Source organism: Kitasatospora sp. NPDC088783 (assembly GCF_044750705.1).
Lineage (GTDB): Bacteria > Actinomycetota > Actinomycetes > Streptomycetales > Streptomycetaceae > Kitasatospora > Kitasatospora fiedleri.
On sequence record NZ_JBIVKJ010000003.1, the window covers coordinates 588,862 to 604,373 of the forward strand.

The 15,512-nt window shown below is 74.8% G+C and carries 11 protein-coding genes; 6 read left to right on the forward strand and 5 right to left on the reverse strand.

Annotated features, from left to right (window positions below; genetic code table 11):
* Position 1: 1 nt before the first annotated feature.
* Together ACIP60_RS11175 and ACIP60_RS11180 are read right to left on the reverse strand one after the other, a co-directional pair.
* Positions 2-193 (reverse strand): hypothetical protein, encoded by a 192-nt coding sequence (locus ACIP60_RS11175; protein WP_400682320.1) that lies wholly within the window; start codon positions 191-193, stop codon positions 2-4.
* 51 nt (positions 194-244) lie between these two features.
* Complete coding sequence (locus ACIP60_RS11180) at positions 245-1,216, reverse strand: RNA polymerase sigma factor RpoD/SigA (protein ID WP_111555682.1); 972 nt, start codon at positions 1,214-1,216, stop codon at positions 245-247.
* 461 nt (positions 1,217-1,677) lie between these two features.
* Here ACIP60_RS11180 and ACIP60_RS11185 point away from each other — a divergent pair, with 461 nt between their 5' ends.
* From ACIP60_RS11185 to ACIP60_RS11195, 3 genes are all read left to right on the forward strand, one after another.
* On the forward strand, positions 1,678-2,385 hold the full coding sequence (locus ACIP60_RS11185; RefSeq protein WP_400682322.1) for a phosphatase PAP2 family protein: 708 nt from the start codon (positions 1,678-1,680) through the stop codon (positions 2,383-2,385).
* 305 nt (positions 2,386-2,690) lie between these two features.
* Positions 2,691-4,862, forward strand: coding sequence for a murein biosynthesis integral membrane protein MurJ (gene murJ / locus ACIP60_RS11190; protein ID WP_400682324.1), 2,172 nt, complete (start codon positions 2,691-2,693; stop codon positions 4,860-4,862).
* Between the two features lie 328 nt (positions 4,863-5,190).
* Positions 5,191-8,511: an N-acetylmuramoyl-L-alanine amidase gene (locus ACIP60_RS11195; protein ID WP_400682325.1), complete on the forward strand. Its 3,321-nt coding sequence runs from the start codon at positions 5,191-5,193 to the stop codon at positions 8,509-8,511.
* A gap of 59 nt (positions 8,512-8,570) precedes the next feature.
* Here the strand turns inward: ACIP60_RS11195 and ACIP60_RS11200 are convergent, their stop codons facing one another.
* Complete coding sequence (locus ACIP60_RS11200) at positions 8,571-9,590, reverse strand: LuxR C-terminal-related transcriptional regulator (protein ID WP_400682327.1); 1,020 nt, start codon at positions 9,588-9,590, stop codon at positions 8,571-8,573.
* Between the two features lie 271 nt (positions 9,591-9,861).
* Here ACIP60_RS11200 and ACIP60_RS11205 point away from each other — a divergent pair, with 271 nt between their 5' ends.
* From ACIP60_RS11205 to ACIP60_RS11215, 3 genes are all read left to right on the forward strand, one after another.
* Positions 9,862-10,191: a hypothetical protein gene (locus ACIP60_RS11205; RefSeq protein WP_400682328.1), complete on the forward strand. Its 330-nt coding sequence runs from the start codon at positions 9,862-9,864 to the stop codon at positions 10,189-10,191.
* A gap of 250 nt (positions 10,192-10,441) precedes the next feature.
* Positions 10,442-10,723 carry a hypothetical protein gene (locus tag ACIP60_RS11210; protein WP_400682329.1) on the forward strand — a complete coding sequence of 94 codons (282 nt, stop codon included), beginning with the start codon at positions 10,442-10,444 and terminating at the stop codon, positions 10,721-10,723.
* Positions 10,724-10,754: 31 nt separating this feature from the next.
* Positions 10,755-11,450 (forward strand): response regulator transcription factor, encoded by a 696-nt coding sequence (locus ACIP60_RS11215; RefSeq protein ID WP_400682331.1) that lies wholly within the window; start codon positions 10,755-10,757, stop codon positions 11,448-11,450.
* Between the two features lie 156 nt (positions 11,451-11,606).
* Here the strand turns inward: ACIP60_RS11215 and ACIP60_RS11220 are convergent, their stop codons facing one another.
* Both ACIP60_RS11220 and ACIP60_RS11225 read right to left on the reverse strand, forming a co-directional pair.
* Entirely contained in the window at positions 11,607-13,133 is a 1,527-nt protein-coding gene (locus ACIP60_RS11220) for a SagB family peptide dehydrogenase (RefSeq protein WP_400682333.1), read from the reverse strand.
* A gap of 53 nt (positions 13,134-13,186) precedes the next feature.
* Positions 13,187-15,508: a TOMM precursor leader peptide-binding protein gene (locus tag ACIP60_RS11225; RefSeq protein WP_400682334.1), complete on the reverse strand. Its 2,322-nt coding sequence runs from the start codon at positions 15,506-15,508 to the stop codon at positions 13,187-13,189.
* Positions 15,509-15,512 lie beyond the last annotated feature (4 nt).

Below are 15,512 nucleotides of genomic sequence, written 5' to 3' on the forward strand. Positions count from 1 at the left end.
CCTACTTCTCGCCGTGGTGCGGGGGCCGCTGGCTGCGGTACCAGTCCAGCCCCCGCTCCTCCGAGGTGCCGCCCCAACCGCGGTCGGTGTCGTCGGAGGTCTGCTGGTCGAACGGGTCGGTGAAGACCAGTCGGGGCCGGGGGCGGCCGGTCTCGGGCCGGGGCTCGGGCTTCTGCGCGTCCGGGGAGGTCATGCCTCCACTGTAGGACCGCCGCGGGCCCCGGCGGCCCGCCCGCCGGACGGGCTACGCCGCCTCGAAGCCCGCGTGGTCGGCGATCTTCTTGAGTTCGGCGAGGGCGTGCTTCTCGATCTGGCGGATCCGCTCGCGCGTCAGGCCGTGCTGCTTGCCGACCTCGGTGAGCGTCCGCTCACGGCCGTCCTCCATGCCGTAGCGGCTGCGGATGATGGAGGCGGTGCGGTCGTCGAGGCGGCCGATCAGGTCGTCCAGCTCCTCGCGGCGCATCATCACCATGACCGCGTCCTCCGGGGAGACCGCGCCGGTGTCCTCCACCAGGTCGCCGAACTGGGTCTCGCCCTCGTCGTCGACCGACATGTTGAGGCTGACCGGGTCCCGGGCCCAGTCCAGGACGTCCTTGACCCGCTGCTCGGTGGTGTCCAGCTCGGCGGCGATCTCGGCGGGCTCGGGCTCGCGGCCCAGCTCCTTGGCCTTCTCGCGCTGGACCCGGCGGATCCGGCCGAGCTCCTCGACCAGGTGGACGGGCAGCCGGATGGTGCGGGACTGGTCGGCGATGGAGCGGGTGATCGCCTGCCGGATCCACCACGTCGCGTAGGTGGAGAACTTGAAGCCCTTGGAGTAGTCGAACTTCTCCACCGCGCGGACCAGGCCGGCGTTGCCCTCCTGGATCAGGTCGAGCAGCGGGAGGCCGCTGCGCGGGTAGCGGCGGGCGACGGCGACGACCAGGCGCAGGTTGGAGCGGATGAAGACGTCCTTGGCGCGCTCGGCGTCGTCGGCTATCGCCTGGAGCTCCTCGGTGGTGACGCCGTCGGGCCGCTCCTCCTCGTCGAGCAGGTGCTGGGCGAAGACCCCGGCTTCGATGCGCAGGGACAGCTCGACCTCCTCGGCGGCGTCGAGCAGGGGTGTCCTGGCGATTTCGTCGAGGTACATGCCGACCAGGTCGCGGTCGGCTTCGAGGTTGGTCGGGCGGGCGGTGCGAGTCCGATCGGCCCTGTCGCGTACGACGGCACGGGTGGCCATGCTTGCTCCCTCACTGACGCTGCCGGGGGCGCTCCGTTCCGCCACTCGGCACAACCGTGTGGGCCCGTTCGTGGCTCACACGTAACGATCCAACGCACAGAAAACGGACAACATTCCCAAGTGACTCAGCTTTCCACCGGCCATGCAGTATCCTGCCGATTTTCACTCGGACGATAGACGGAGCGTGACGCACCCTGCACGGTGCGCACCGGACGATCGGCACCGAATCCGTGCGCGGCCTTCGCGGCACGTCCGCACAACCGATGCCGAATCGCGATCGGACCAGCGCCGGTTCGCCTCCTGCCGCTGGGAAGGTTTCTGTCATGCACCAGCCCATCGACCCCGGCTCCCGGTCGGCCGCCGGGTGCCCGGGCGGCGGCCGGGGCACCGGCCGTCTCGCGGCCCCTCCACGGGTACAACGCCCGGGGGCGCTCCGTTGTGCCTGGCCCGCCCTGGCGGGGGTGCTGGCGTTCGCGGCGCTGCTGGTGCTGGTGCGGGCGGGCTGGCCGCCGCTGGCCCGACTGGACCGGGGCTGGGTGGCGCTGCTGCACCGCTACGCGCTGCGGCACCCGGTGTGGACGGCGGCCCTGCAGACGCTGGCCGACCTGGGGCCGACCTGGGTGATGCGGGCGCTGCTCGGGGCGGTCGCGGTGCGGCTGTGGGCGCTGGGCGCCCGGGTGCCGGCGGGCTGGACGGTGGCGGTGGCGCTGCTGGGCTGGGCCGCGGGCCGGGCGGGCGGGGCGCTGGTCAACCGCCCCCGGCCGCACTTCGCCGATCCGGTGGCCGCCGGTTCCGGGGGGTCCTTCCCGTCCGGGCCCGCGCTGGCCTCGGCGGTCACCTGCGGGGCGCTGCTGGTGCTGGCGTGGCCGCGGGCGGAGCGGCCGGTGCGGGTGGCGGCGGGCGCCGCGGCGGGCCTGGTGGTGCTGGCGGCGGGCTGGACCGGGATCGCGCTGGGCGTGCACTGGCCGAGCGACGTGCTGGCGGGCTGGGCGGCGGCGGTCGCGGTGCTGGCCGGGTCGGCGCTGGCGGTCGAGCTGTGGCGGCCGGGCCGGTTCGGCCGGGACGTGCGGCTGCTGCACCGGCGGAACCGGCCCCGGGTGCAGCGGGTGCTGGCCGCGCCGCTGCCACCGGCGGAACCCGCCGCGGAGCGTGATCCGGGGCGTTCCTGACGGATCGTGAGCAACGTCACACCGCGTCGCCCGCCTCCTCCGCGCGGGGGAACCGCGCGGGCAGCATTCCGCGTGTTTCCGGGCGCAAACGACGCTCCACGGCCGGTGCGGCAAGGCCCCCGGACACCGGTGCGACCGGCTCGAACAGCTCGCCGGTCGGCACCCGACTCCCCATCGGGTGCCGAAGTGGGGCAGACTTCTGCGGCTGGTGCACCCTGCAACCGGCAGGCGGAGTCCGGACCAGGGCCGAATCTCCCGCACTCACCCACGCAACGCCGGACGGGCACCGATCGACGGGGGGTCCGATGACCTTGCACACTGCGGACGGCCCCGGCGACCCGTACCACCCGCAGGGCGGACCGTACGAGCAGGGCGCCCCGCACGGGCAGGGCGGACCGCACCGGCCGGACACCGCGTACCGCCGGGACGAGCCGCAGCCGCCGCAGGGCGGCCCGCACCCGCAGGGCGCCCCGTACTACCCGCCGCCGGACGGACCGTACCCGGGGCAGGACCAGCCGACCATGCAGCTGGGCCGGATCCCCGCGCAGGCGTTCGAGCAGTACGGCCGGCCGCCCTTCCCGCCGCAGGCTCCCGCGCCGCAGGCCCCCCCGCCGGCCGCCGAGCGGCCGGTACCGGCGCCGCGGGCGGGCGAGGAGCCGGACGGGCCGGAGCCCGCGGCCAAGAAGCCCGCCTCCACCGGCCGCAACGGCCTGATCATGGCGCTGGGCTCGCTGGCCTCCCGGGCGCTGGGCTTCGTGCGCAGCGCGGTGATCGTGGCGGCGCTGACCAACGGCCCGGTCGGCGAGGCGTTCAACGTGGCGAACTCGCTGCCGAACATCGTCTACATGATGCTGATCGGCGGCGCGCTGGCCTCGGTGTTCGTGCCGGAGCTGGTGCACGCGATGCAGACCCACCGGGACGGCGGCCAGGCGTACACCGACCGGCTGCTCACCCTGTGCGGCGTGATCCTGGTGGTGCTGACGGTCGGCGCGTTCCTGTTCGCCCCGCAGATCGTCGACCTGTACTCGCAGTTCGACGGCGCCCAGCGCGAGTTGGCGATCGACTTCGCCCGGTACTGCCTGCCGCAGATCTTCTTCTACGGCGTGTTCACCCTGCTCGGGCAGGTGCTGAACGCCCGCGACCGGTTCGGCGCGATGATGTGGACGCCGGTGCTGAACAACGTCGTGGCGATCGGCGTGTTCGGCATCTACCTGGTGATCGGCCGGCACGCCTACCAGGTCGGCGACGTGACCTCCGGCGACACCCTGCTGCTCGGCCTCGGCTCGACCATGGGCATCGTGGTGCAGGCCGCCGCGCTGCTGCCCTCGCTGCGCTCCTCCGGCTTCCGCTTCCGGCCGCGCTTCGACTGGCGCGGCGCGGGCCTGACCCGGCCGCTGCGCTCGGCGGGCTGGGCGCTGCTGCTGGTGGTGGCCACCCAGCTGTCCTTCGCGGTGATCACCAGCCTGGGCACCGGCGCGGGCAAGGCGGCGGCGGCCGCGCACATCGTCGGCGGACGCGGCTACGCCGCCTACGCCAACGCGTACCAGCTGTTCGTCGTCCCGCAGGGCGTGATCACCATCTCGCTGGTGACGGCGCTGCTGCCGGGGATGTCGCGGGCCGCGACGGCGGGCGACTACCGGAAGATCGGCGAGGACCTGTCGGGGATGCTCCGCTCCTCGGCCGCGATGATCGTCACCGCCGCGGTGCTCTTCCTGGCGCTGGCCCCGCAGATCGCGATGGCCGCGTACGGCTACGGCTCCGGGCCGACCGTGCACGCCGACGCGATGGTGGTGGCCTCGCTGCTGATGGCCTTCTCGATCGGCCTGCCCGCGTTCTGCGCCCAGTACGCGCTGGCCCGCGGCTTCTACGCGATGAGCGACGCGCGCACCCCGTTCTGGCTGACCCTGGTGACCACCGGCACCAACGCGCTGATGTGCTGGGTGGCGTACGAGACGCTGCCGCTGCGCTACAAGGTGGTCGGCATGGCGTTCGCGCACACCACGGCCGCGCTGGTCTCGGTGGCGGTGACCGGCATCGCGCTGGGCCGCCGACTGTCCCGGGGCGCCGCCCCGGCGGCGGTGCCCGCGCAGGCCGGGCCGGGCCAGGGGCCGGACGCCACGATGGTGCTGCGCACCGACGCCTTCGCGCCGGGGGCGAACGCCACCGTGGACCTGGGCGTGCGGCGCGACTGGCGGCGCGGCAGCGGGCTGGAGGGCGGCCGGTTGGTGGTGCTGCACCTGGGGCTGCTGGCGGCCTGCGCGCCGGGCGCGCTGGCCGCGCACTGGCTGGCCGGGCGGTTCGGCGCGGGGCTGTTCGGCAGCCTGGCGGGCCTGGCCGCGGGCGCGCTGGCGGTGCTGCTCTCGCTGTTCGTGCTGGCCCGCCCGCTGGGCGTGGGCGCCTCGGTGGCCCCGTTCGCCCGCAAGCTGCGCATCCCGTACCCGACCCCGGCCCCGACCAGCGGCAAGCACCGGCGGTAGGCGGCGCGGCGGTAGGCGGCGCGGCGGGGCCCGGGCCGGGCCGTCGACCGGCGCGACCGGAGCAGGGACCGACGGCCGGAGTGGGCGGATCTGCGACCCGAGCGGGGCCGGATCAGAGGGCCGGAGCAGGCGGCAGGGGGCCGGAGCAGGGGCGGAGCGGCCTTCACCGGATCTCCACCGGTGTCGCGCAACCTCCGACCGTCCGGGTGCGTATCGATCGGTGCTAGCGTCAGCGCTCGCCCCGGGGGTGCCTCGTCGTGCGTACCGGGTCCGTTTCCCACCTGAACCGGCCGCCCGCGGCCGGACTCGTCCGGAAGGCGCACTCCTGTTGACTGCCCACCAGGACCCATCGGCCGGTGGCGGGCGGCACCGCCGCTCGCACCGGTTGCGGATACCGCTGGCCCTGACGGCCGCCGCGGTCGTCTCGGCGACCGCGCTGTCCGTGTTCGCCTCGGCCGACGACCGGGCCGCCGCCGCGGCGCCCGGCGAGAAGCTGCGCGGCTCCTTCGCCGCGGCCGCCGGGGAGTTCCACGTCCCGCAGAGCGTGCTGCTGGCGCTGTCGTACCAGCAGAGCCGCTGGGAGCAGCACGGCGGCCAGCCGAGCACCACCGGCAACTACAACGTGATGGGCCTGACCGAGGTCGACCCGGCCGCGGTCGCCCGGGCGCTCGCCCAGGGCCCGGGGGCGGAGGTGGACGGGCGGGGCGACGGCACCGCGCCGGCCGCGAAGGCCGATCCGGTGCCGGTGGAGGACTCCCCCGCGCTGCACACGCTGGCGCGCGCCGCGAAGCTGATCGACCGTCCGGCGGGGCAGTTGAAGTCGGACCCGGCGCAGTCGATCCGCGGTGCGGCGGCGCTGCTGGTGAAGTACCAGAAGGACGCGGGGCGGCCGCTCTCCGGTGACCCCGCCGCCTGGTACGAGTCGGTGGCCCGGTTCAGCGAGGCGAGCGACGACGCGAGCGGCCACGCCTTCGCGGACCGGGTGTACAACACCATCCGGCTCGGCGCGGCCCGGACCACCGCGGACGGCGAGCGGGTCGAACTGCCCGCCGACACCGGGGTGTCGCAGGGATCGGCGAGCACCGCGACCGCGCCGCGCAGCTCCTCCGACGGCCAGGGCTCGCTGCCCGCGCTGCCGGCGACCGCCCCCGCCCCCACCCGAGGCGCGGACAAGGCCGTCCGCGGCAAGGACGCGCCGAAGGCCGCCACCGGCACCGCCACCGCCACCGGCACCGCCGCGGCCTCGCGCGGCTCGGCGCGACCGGCGCTGGCCCCGCTCTCCTCGAACCCCGAGCCGCACCCGATCGAGTGCCCGGCCGCGCTGAACTGCGACTTCCAGGAGGCGGCGTACGACCTGACGAACCCCGCCGACCCGACCTCGTACGGCAACTACACGATCGCGAACCGGCCCGCCGACGGCGACCGGATCCAGTACATCGTGATCCACGACACCGAGGGCGGGTACGCCGGGTCGATCCGGACCTTCCAGGACCCGAAGTCCCAGTCCAGCGCGCACTACATCGTGCGGGCGAGCGACGGCCACGTCACCCAGCTGGTGAACGACAAGAACATCGCCTGGCAGGCCGGCAACAAGACGGTCAACATGCACAGCATCGGCGTCGAGCACGAGGGCTACGCGCTCCCGACCGGCAGCCAGCCCTGGTACTCGGAGCAGCTGTACCAGTCCTCGGCGACCCTGGTGCGCTACCTGGCGGAGAAGTACGGGGTGCCGCTGGACCGCGAGCACGTCATCGGCCACGACGACGTGCCGGGGCCGACCCAGGAGACCATCTCGGGCATGCACTGGGACCCGGGCACCTTCTGGGACTGGAACCACTACATGGACCTGCTCGGCGCGCCGGTGCGGGCCAACGGGGGCGGCGTGCTGCTGCCCGGCGGCAAGGTGACCATCGCCCCGGCCTTCGACGGCAGCAACACCCCGCCGGTGGACGGCGTCCCGGCCCGGCCGGAGAACTTCGTCTACCTGTACACCGGCCCGAACAGCGGCACCCTGGTCAACGGCGGCACCACCCAGGCCGCGGACGTCCGGGCCAAGGCGGTGGCCGGCACCAGCTTCGTGGTGGCCGACCAGCAGGGCGACTGGACGGCGATCTGGTACGGCGGCCAGAAGGCCTGGTTCGCCAACCCGGGCTTCACGGCGGGCGTGGCGGACGACCGGGCCGGCCAGGTGGTGCTGACCGCGAAGCCGGGGGCCGCCTCGATCCCGGTGTACGGGCGCACCTACCCGGAGCTGTCGGCGTACCCGGCGGAGATCAGCACCGCCAACCTGGCGCCGGTGGCGTACAGCGCGACCGTCCCGGCCGGCCAGGGGTACCTGGCGGGCAGCCCGGTGGCGCTGGACAGCGACTTCTTCTACGCGCAGAACATCAACGGCGACGCGCCGAAGGACCGCACCCGGGTGGTCGGCACCGACACCTACTACCCGATCCGGTTCAACCACCGGCTGGCGTACCTGAAGTCCTCCGACGTCCAGGTGGTCGCCAACAACGCGCCCGCGCCCAGCGGTTACACCCCGGCGGGCCCGTACCGGCTGCTGGACACCCGGGACGGCACCGGCGCGGCGAAGGCCAAGGTCGGACCGGCCCGGTCGATCACCCTGCAGGTCGCGGGGGCGGGCCTGGGCGGCGGCCGGAGCGTGCCGAACGACATCACCGCCGTGGTGCTGAACGTGACGGCCACCAACCCGACCGGCCCCAGCTACGTCGCGGTCTACCCCGACGGACAGCCCCGCTCGTCCGCGTCGAACCTCAACTTCACCACCGGGCAGACCATCCCCAACCTGGTCGTCGTCCCGGTCGTCAACGGCAAGGTCGACCTGTACAACAACGACGGCACGGTCGACCTGATCGCCGACATCACCGGCTACTACTCGCCGTCGGGCGCCTCGAAGCTGTCCACCGCCGGTCCGTACCGGCTGCTGGACACCCGCTCCGGCCTGGGCGCCCCGCAGGCCAAGGTCGGCGCGGGCCGGACGGTCACCCTGCAGGTCGCGGGGGCGGACCTGGGCGGCGGCCGGAGCGTGCCGAACGACATCACCGCCGTGGTGCTGAACGTGACGGCCACCAACCCGACCAGCCCGAGCTACGTCGCGGTCTACCCGGACGGGCAGCAGCGGACGTCCGCGTCGAACCTCAACTTCACCCCGGGGCAGACCGTCCCCAACCTGGTCGTCGTCCCGGTCGTCAACGGCAGGGTCGACCTGTACAACAACGACGGCACGGTCGACCTGATCGCCGACATCTCCGGGTACTACACCCAGGGCGGCGGCGCGTCCTTCGTCAGCGCGGGCCCGGTCCGGCTGATGGACACCCGCTCCGGCCTGGGCGCCCCGCAGGCCAAGGTCGGCGCGGGCCGGACGGTCGCCCTGCAGGTCGCGGGCCGGGCCGGGGTGCCGTCGGACGCGAAGGCCGTGGTGCTGAACGTGACGGCGACCAACCCGACCAGCTCCAGCTACGTCGCGGTCTACCCGGACGGGCAGCAGCGCACGTCCGCGTCGAACCTCAACTTCACCGCCGGGCAGACCATCCCCAACCTGGTCGTCGTCCCGGTGCTGAACGGCAAGGTCGACCTGTACAACAACGACGGCACGGTCGACCTGATCGCCGACATCACCGGCTACTACCGGTAGTCCGCCGGGCCCGTGCCGGCGGCCCCCGTCCCCTTCCGAGGGGGCGGGGGCCGCTGCCGTCACGCGGGGGCGTCCTCGGCGGCTTCCAGCCAGCCGAGGGCGGCCACCTGGATGCCGGCCTGGAAGCGGCTGCGGGCGTCCATCCGGACCATCAGGTCGGCCATCATCCGGCGGACGGTGCGCAGCGAGACGCCCAGGCGCTGCCCGGCGCGCTCGTCGGTGAGCCCGTCGGCGAGCAGGCGGAGCAGTTCGCGCTCCTGGCCGGTGAGGCCGTGCGGGTCGCGCTGGGGGCTCTTCTCGCCGAGCGGGCGGGCCTGCTCCCAGACCTGGTCGAACAGGGCGCGCAGGGCGGCGACCACGCCGGGGCTCTGGAGCAGGACGGCGCCCTTGCGGGGGTCGTCGGGGTCGATCGGGACGATGGCGGTGGCGTTGTCGACCACGATCATGCGCAGCGGCAGGGTGGGCGTGGTGCGGACGGCGCCGCCGAGGCCGTGCAGCCAGCGGGCGTACTGGACGGTGGCGGGGTCGTTGCGGACGCTGTCCTGGTAGACGGTGCGCATCCGGACGCCGCGTTCCAGGGTCTCCTGGTCGAGGGCGCGGCTGGCCTCCATGACGGGGGCGGGCTGCGGGCCGCCGGGGGCGAAGGAGAGCACCTCGGCGGTGGCGTCGGAGGCCAGTTGGATCAGCCGGTCGCGGACCTGGTCGAGGCTGGAGAGCATCTCGATGCCGCGCTGCCCGTCGGCGCCGGGGGCGTGGATGCTGGCGTACTCGGCGATCAGCCCGGCCATCGCGGCCCGGCTGCGCTCGGCCTCGCGCTGGCGGCGGGCCTCCTCGGCCTCCTGGTGGGCGAGCAGGGCGGCCAGGCCGCGTTCGGGGTTGACGGCGCGCCAGCGGGTGCCGCAGCTGGTGGGGCGGGTGAGGGCGAGGTCGGCGAGCCGGTCGAGGGCGTGGCCGACCTCGGCCTCGGTGGAGTCGAGGTGGCCGGCCAGGCCACCGGTGTCGAGGTCGGGGTGGAGCAGCATGGCGCGGTAGACCGCCTCGCCGAACGGGTCGAGCCCGATCGGGCCGCCGGCGGTCAAGATCCGGTCTTCCGCGTGCCCCGGATCGAGTCCGTCCGCGTGGTTCTGCCCATGTCGACCTCCAGCGCGCCGTGGCGCGCCCCCCGGATTCCTGCTGACCGGGCGTCAGACTAGCGCTGACCGGTCACCGTCGAGAACTGGCTTGCGGAGATTCTGTCGTACAGGTGGGCGAGCCGTGAAGAGCGCCCGGCAACTGTCATATTCGTGCCAGGCGGGGATGTGACACCCGTCGTACCGCGCGGATCGGATGCGGATTTGCCACGCTGGACGGATGTACGCGATCCGCCTGGAGTTGGACCCGCCGCCCGTGTCGGGTCGGTGCGCGGTGTCCGCCGGGGCCGGTCCGGTGCGGGCCGCGCTGCTGCGGCTGCCGCTGGACGGGGCCCGGGTGTGCCACGTCCGGGTGCTGGAGGTCGCGGGCGGGCTGGCGGCGATGTGCTTCCTGACGGCGGCCTCGCTGCTGTCGGCGGAGTGGGCGCTGCGGGCGGGCGCGGCGGCGCTGGTGGGGCCGGACGGGCCGCTGGCGGGCTGGTCGGTGGCGCTCTGCGAGGCGGACCCGTGGATCGCGCTGGGCACGTGGCAGGACAGCGCCCGTAGCTGACGGTACATCAACAACCCGGTGGTGGAGCTGGCACCACAGTGTCACGGCACTGTGGTGACAGCTCCGACTACTGACACGGAGGTGCCACCGGGAGCACTCTCGTTGTTGTCGGCAGGACGACGGAGCGAGGAAGCGGGAGCAGCCCCCGGCGGGGGACGCGGATCGCACCGGGCACCTGACGACGGCTCACACCACACGCCCCGGTGGCAGCCCGGGGCATCAGCCGAACGCGAGAGGATCGGGCACTCCCATGGCGCTGAACATCCGAATTGTCACGATTGCGGTACTTGGTGCGCTGACGGTCGGCGGCGTCGCCACCGCCGCCGAACTGGCCGGCCCGGCTCGACCGGGCGCCGTCGTCACCGCCGACGGGGCGGTCGTCGGCGGTCCGCAGCAGCCCGGGGACGCGGCCGCCCAGAACGCCGTGGTCGGCGGCGGCGTCTCGGACCCGAGCCCGGTCCCGTCCGGCAGCCCGACCCCGACCAGCAGCCCGAGCGGCCCGCAGCAGTCCGGGACCTGGGGCTGGGGCTGATCGGACCGGAGCGGACCGGAGAGGCACGCGGATGACGACCGCACTGGAACGCCCGCTGGTGCAGCGGGCCACGGCCCACCGCTTCCCGATCCCCGGGATCGCGGCGGCGACGGACTCGACCGGGATCCTGCTGGCCGACGGGCACCACCTGTTCCGCTCCGGCCTGGGGGCCCTGCTGGACCGGGAGGAGGACCTCGCGGTGGTCGCCGAGGCGGCCGGCGGGGAGGAGGCGGTCGCGGCGGCGGCCCGGGTGCGGCCCGCGGTCGCGGTGCTGGGGCTGGACCCGGAGCAGCCGGACGGGCCGGCGCTGGCCCGGCAGGTGCAGCAGGCGGCGCCGGGCGCGGCGGTGCTGCTGCTGGTGCCGGCCCTGCCGCGGACGGCGGAGCTGCGGCGGGCCCTGGTGGAGGGCGCGGCCGGGGTCCTGCTGAAGGACGTGCAGGCGCCCGCGCTGATCGCGGCGGTGCGCGAACTGGCCCGCGGCGGCCGGGTGTACGACCCGCGGCTGGTGCTGGACGTGGTGCGCACCGGGCAGGCCGGGCCGCTGAGCCGCCGGGAACTGGCGGTGCTGGGCGAGATCGCCGCGGGCAGCACGGTGCGGGAGGCGGCCGCGGCGCTGTCGCTCTCCCCGGGGACGGTGCGCAACTACGTCTCGGCGGCGATCGCCAAGACCCGGGCCCGCAACCGCTGCGACGCGATCCGGATCGCCCGCGAGTGCGGCTGGCTGTAGGACGGCAGGACAAGAACGCAGGCTCGCCGACGACCCGTCAGATTCCCGCTGACGGGTCGCAGGCGTGCCTGCGTCCGGGTGTCGCGCGCACAGGCGCTGTGCGTCCGGGCGTCGCGCGTGCGGCGTCGCGCGGCCGGGTGCGGCGCGGCGGGCCGGTCAGAAGTTCTCGCCGAAGCCCTCCCCGGCGCGGGCGGCGGCCACCACGTCCGCGAAGCCGTGCGCGGTGCGCGGCACCCCGGCCGGGCGGCTGCCGATCAGGAACTCGCCGACCGAGGACTCCGCGGTCCAGTCCAGGCCGAGCGCCCGGGCGGCGGCGTCGGTGTCGCCGGAGCCGAGTCCGCACGGGGCCAGGCCCATCGCGGTGGCCACCAGGTAGAGGGTCTGGTAGAGCACGCCGACGTGCTTGAGGGTCAGCGCGTAGGCGATCTGGCTGTACTTCCAGGACAGCCGGCCGAACCGGCTGGTGACGGTGAGCAGCACCTGCGGGTCGACGGTGCAGGCGGTGGCGCGCCAGGCGGCGGTGACGAGTTCGTTGAACGCGGCCTCCTCGCCGGGGTGCTGGAACGGGCGGGGGCGCAGCCGGTGGGCGGCGGCGTCGTAGCGGTAGACGCCGGGCTCCAGGCCGACGCACTTGACCACCGAGAGGTAGACCTCCAGTTCGCCGGTGGCGCCGCCGGCCGGGTAGGGGCGCTCGACGCCGTCGTAGCCGTGCGGGTCGGCGGGGTCGCCGGGGATCACCCGGCGGACCCGGGCCACCCGGTAGAGCAGTTCGGCGAGCTGGTCGAGGGTGACCGGGGTGTCGGCGTAGGAGCGCACCGAGCGGCGGCCTTCGAGGACCTCGCTGAGCGCGGGGTCGCGGGCGACCACGGTGTCCCAGTCCGGGACGGGCAGGTCGATGCCCTCGCCCTCCTCGCGGGCGCCGGGGGTGGAGACCGCGGGCAGTTGCGGGACGTCCTGGTGGGCGAAGACGCCGCCGGTGGGGTAGTCGTGCCGGCCGGGGCGGCTGCGGGCGTGGAACAGCAGGTCGTGGAAGTCCCAGAGCGGGGCCTCGGAGCCCTGCCCGGCGTCCAGGAAGCCGCCGCCGGCCAGCAGTCCGGCCAGCGCCTCGCCCTCGCCGGGGGACATCCCGGCGAGCAGGGCGGCCTCCTCGGCGGTGCGGGAGGCGCTGAGCGCCGCCACGAAGGCCCCGGCGGCGGCCTGGTGGAGGGTGAGCCGGAACGGCGCCATCGGCGATTCGAGGACGCAGCTCTCGCCGTCCTGGCCCTGGCCGTCGGGCAGCCGGCGCAGGTAGGCGAACCGGGAGAGCACCAACCGGCCGGTGGGGCGGGCGAATCCGGGCAGTGCGGCGGAGCGGGCGATCGGCACGGCGGTGGCCAGCGGGGTGCCGAGCGGGTCGGCGACGGTGGTGGTGACCAGGTACGGGAAGCGTTCGAGCAGCTTCAGCAGCCGGACGTGGTCGAGCGCCAGCAGGTCGAGGTCGGCGTCGGAGCGGGTCAGGTCGAGCAGGGCGGCGACGGTGCGTTCGCCGAGCGCGTGGACGCGCTGGCGGCCCCAGGGGTGGGCGAGTTCGACGTCGGCGCCCTGGGCGGTGACCTCGACCTCGGGGCGCAGCCGGAGCAGGCGGCGCAGCGGGCGGTGGCCCCCGGTGGCGGGGGCGGGCGGCAGGTGTTCGATGACGGTCATGGGGACCTCCCCGGATGGGCGGGGCAGCCGGGCCCGGCTGCCCCGCGCGTCGGTCAGATGAAGATGGGGATCGGGTTGAGCTCGCTCTCCGGGGTCGGGGTGTCCAGCCAGCCGAGCCGGACCGGGACGTCGTAGAGCCGGCCGGGTGCGAACCTGGCCCAGAAGTGCCGCATGCCGGGGACGATCACCCGGGCGACGGGCAGCCCCACGTCGGGGCGGGTCTGGTCGGCGACCAGGAACTCCATGCCGCGGTCCTCGACGATCCGCTGGACGAGCGCCAGGTCGTCGGCCAGGTCGGCCCCGGCGAGCGGGAGCCAGCTGGCGGGGGTGGAGCGCGGGGCGTGCGGGTCGGGCAGCAGGTAGGGCTGGTTGGCGACGGTGGCGGTGGTCCACCAGGCCTTCTGCTCGGGGTCGGCGCCCGCGTAGCTGACCCGGCCGTGCTCGTCCCCGGCGACCGGGCCGAGGAACTGGTTCATCTCGGTCAGGGCGCGGGTGAGCGCGATGTGCGGGTCGAGGTGGGCGCCGAACGCGATCAGCACGTCCTCGTTGGTGCCCGAGCCGGGCGCGGCGTCGGTGCGCCGGGAGAACGCGCCCACCACCGGGATGCCGAAGTCGGCGGTCAGGTCGAGCGCCCAGACCTCCCGGCGCAGGCCGCGGTAGACCTCGCGGAGCTGGTCGACGTACGGGTCGCCGAAGGAGTCCAGGTCGACGGCCGGGCGCTGGACCCGGTTGTACCACCACAGCGCGACCGCGTCCCGCTCGACGAGTTCCAGGAAGCCCTGGAGCACGGCGTCCTCGAAGGAGGTGCCGGCCGCGCAGCCGTTGGAGTCGCCCGCGGCGTAGAACCGGCCGCTGTGCCGGTAGCCGTAGTACATCGCCTGGGTGGGCAGCCAGCGGTGCCGCTGCTCGGTGAGCGACCAGGCCGGGGACCACTCGATCGGGTCGTCCGCGCGGAACGGCACCGGGACGACGTTGAACATCGACTGCTTGACGTTCCAGCGGTCGCGCTCGGCGTACTGCCGGTCGGAGTAGAGCAGGGTGCGGGCGGGGTGGATCGCGGCGTCGCCGAGTTCGGCGAAGGTCGCGGTGCGGCGGGCCTCGTCGCCCTGGAAGACGCCGGAGAAGCGCTCCATGGCCTCGCCGAGCGCGGAGGCCCGGGCCTGCACGTCGGTGCGGCCCTTGCCGCAGCTGACCGAGCGCAGGCCGGTGCGCAGCTGCTTGAGGTCGCCGCTCTGCCGGGACAGGTTCTGCCCGGAGACGTAGACCCGCAGGCCGGTGGGGGTGCGGGCGGCGGGGACCAGGGTGGTGACCACACCGGTGATCGGGCTGAGCTGGGGGCGGTACTTCTCCAGCATGTCCTCGGGCGAGGCGGAGCGGTGGCCGCCGTCGGCGGTGAACGCCTTGGGGCGGGACTCGAAGGCGACGGGGGCGAGTTGGCGGCGCTCCATGATCGCGTCGTCGCCGCAGGACGGGCACTGCGGGCGGCGCACCAGGACGTGCTTCTCGCTCTCCAGCAGCACGGTGTCCAGGGTGGTGACGGCGGGCTGCGGCGGGCGGGCGCCGGCCAGCCACTTGGCGGTCTCCAGGGCGGCGAGCTGGGTGCCGAGCGCCAGGGTGGCGGGCAGGTGGGCGCCGGCGGTGGAGATCGGCTGGTCCTGGCCGAGGCGGTGCTGGAGGTAGCTGAGCGACTGCCGGTTGGCGGAGAGCCGGTGCGCCAGGCACTCCCAGCAGCCGGAGCCGCCGGCGTCCTCGGGGCCTTCGGTGTTCTCGGTGTTCCCGGTGTTCCCGGCGCCTTCGGTGCCCGGGGCGTCCGGGCTGAACACCGGGCCGACCCAGACGATCGAGCCGACCGGGCGGGCCAGCAGCCAGGGGCGGCCGTCGGCGAGGGCCCGCCGGTTGCGCTCGGCCAGGCCGGGGTGCAGGTAGTCCTCGGTGAGCGCGACGGTGAACGCGGCGTCCTGGTCGACGGTGACGCCGGCCGCGGCCAGCGCGGCCAGGAACGGCGCGGCGTCCAGCTCGCCGTACACCTCGACCCGGACGGTGGCGCCGCGCAGCGCGGCCATCGCGGTGTCGCCGTCCTGCCCGGCCATCTCGAAGAAGGCCGCGCCGGGGCGGTCGGTGGCCGGGTCGGCGGCGGTCACCCAGCCGCCGGCCCGGAGCTTGTCGACGCCCGCGCGCAGCTTGTCGGCCGGGACGACGCCGTCCAGGGCGGCGCCGATCTGCTCGGCGGTGCGGGTGCCGTCCAGTAGCGGGGCGAGGGCCTGGGCGAGCCTGCCGTCGACCACCGAGACGCCGCGCTCGGAGACCAGGTAGACGGCCTCGCCGTCGACCACGTACGGGGTGAAGTGGCGTTTGAAGCCGATGAGTTCGGACATGGCG

Bases quoted from the DNA above. Each gene is read 5' to 3' on its own strand.
- ACIP60_RS11175 (WP_400682320.1), bottom strand. From the start codon at position 193: ATGACCTCCCCGGACGCGCAGAAGCCCGAGCCCCGGCCCGAGACCGGC.
- ACIP60_RS11180 (WP_111555682.1), bottom strand. From the start codon at position 1,216: ATGGCCACCCGTGCCGTCGTACGCGACAGGGCCGATCGGACTCGCACC.
- murJ (WP_400682324.1), top strand. From the start codon at position 2,691: ATGACCTTGCACACTGCGGACGGCCCCGGCGACCCGTACCACCCGCAG.
- ACIP60_RS11205 (WP_400682328.1), top strand. From the start codon at position 9,862: ATGTACGCGATCCGCCTGGAGTTGGACCCGCCGCCCGTGTCGGGTCGG.
- ACIP60_RS11210 (WP_400682329.1), top strand. From the start codon at position 10,442: ATGGCGCTGAACATCCGAATTGTCACGATTGCGGTACTTGGTGCGCTG.
- ACIP60_RS11215 (WP_400682331.1), top strand. From the start codon at position 10,755: ATGACGACCGCACTGGAACGCCCGCTGGTGCAGCGGGCCACGGCCCAC.
- ACIP60_RS11220 (WP_400682333.1), bottom strand. From the start codon at position 13,133: ATGACCGTCATCGAACACCTGCCGCCCGCCCCCGCCACCGGGGGCCAC.
- ACIP60_RS11225 (WP_400682334.1), bottom strand. From the start codon at position 15,508: ATGTCCGAACTCATCGGCTTCAAACGCCACTTCACCCCGTACGTGGTC.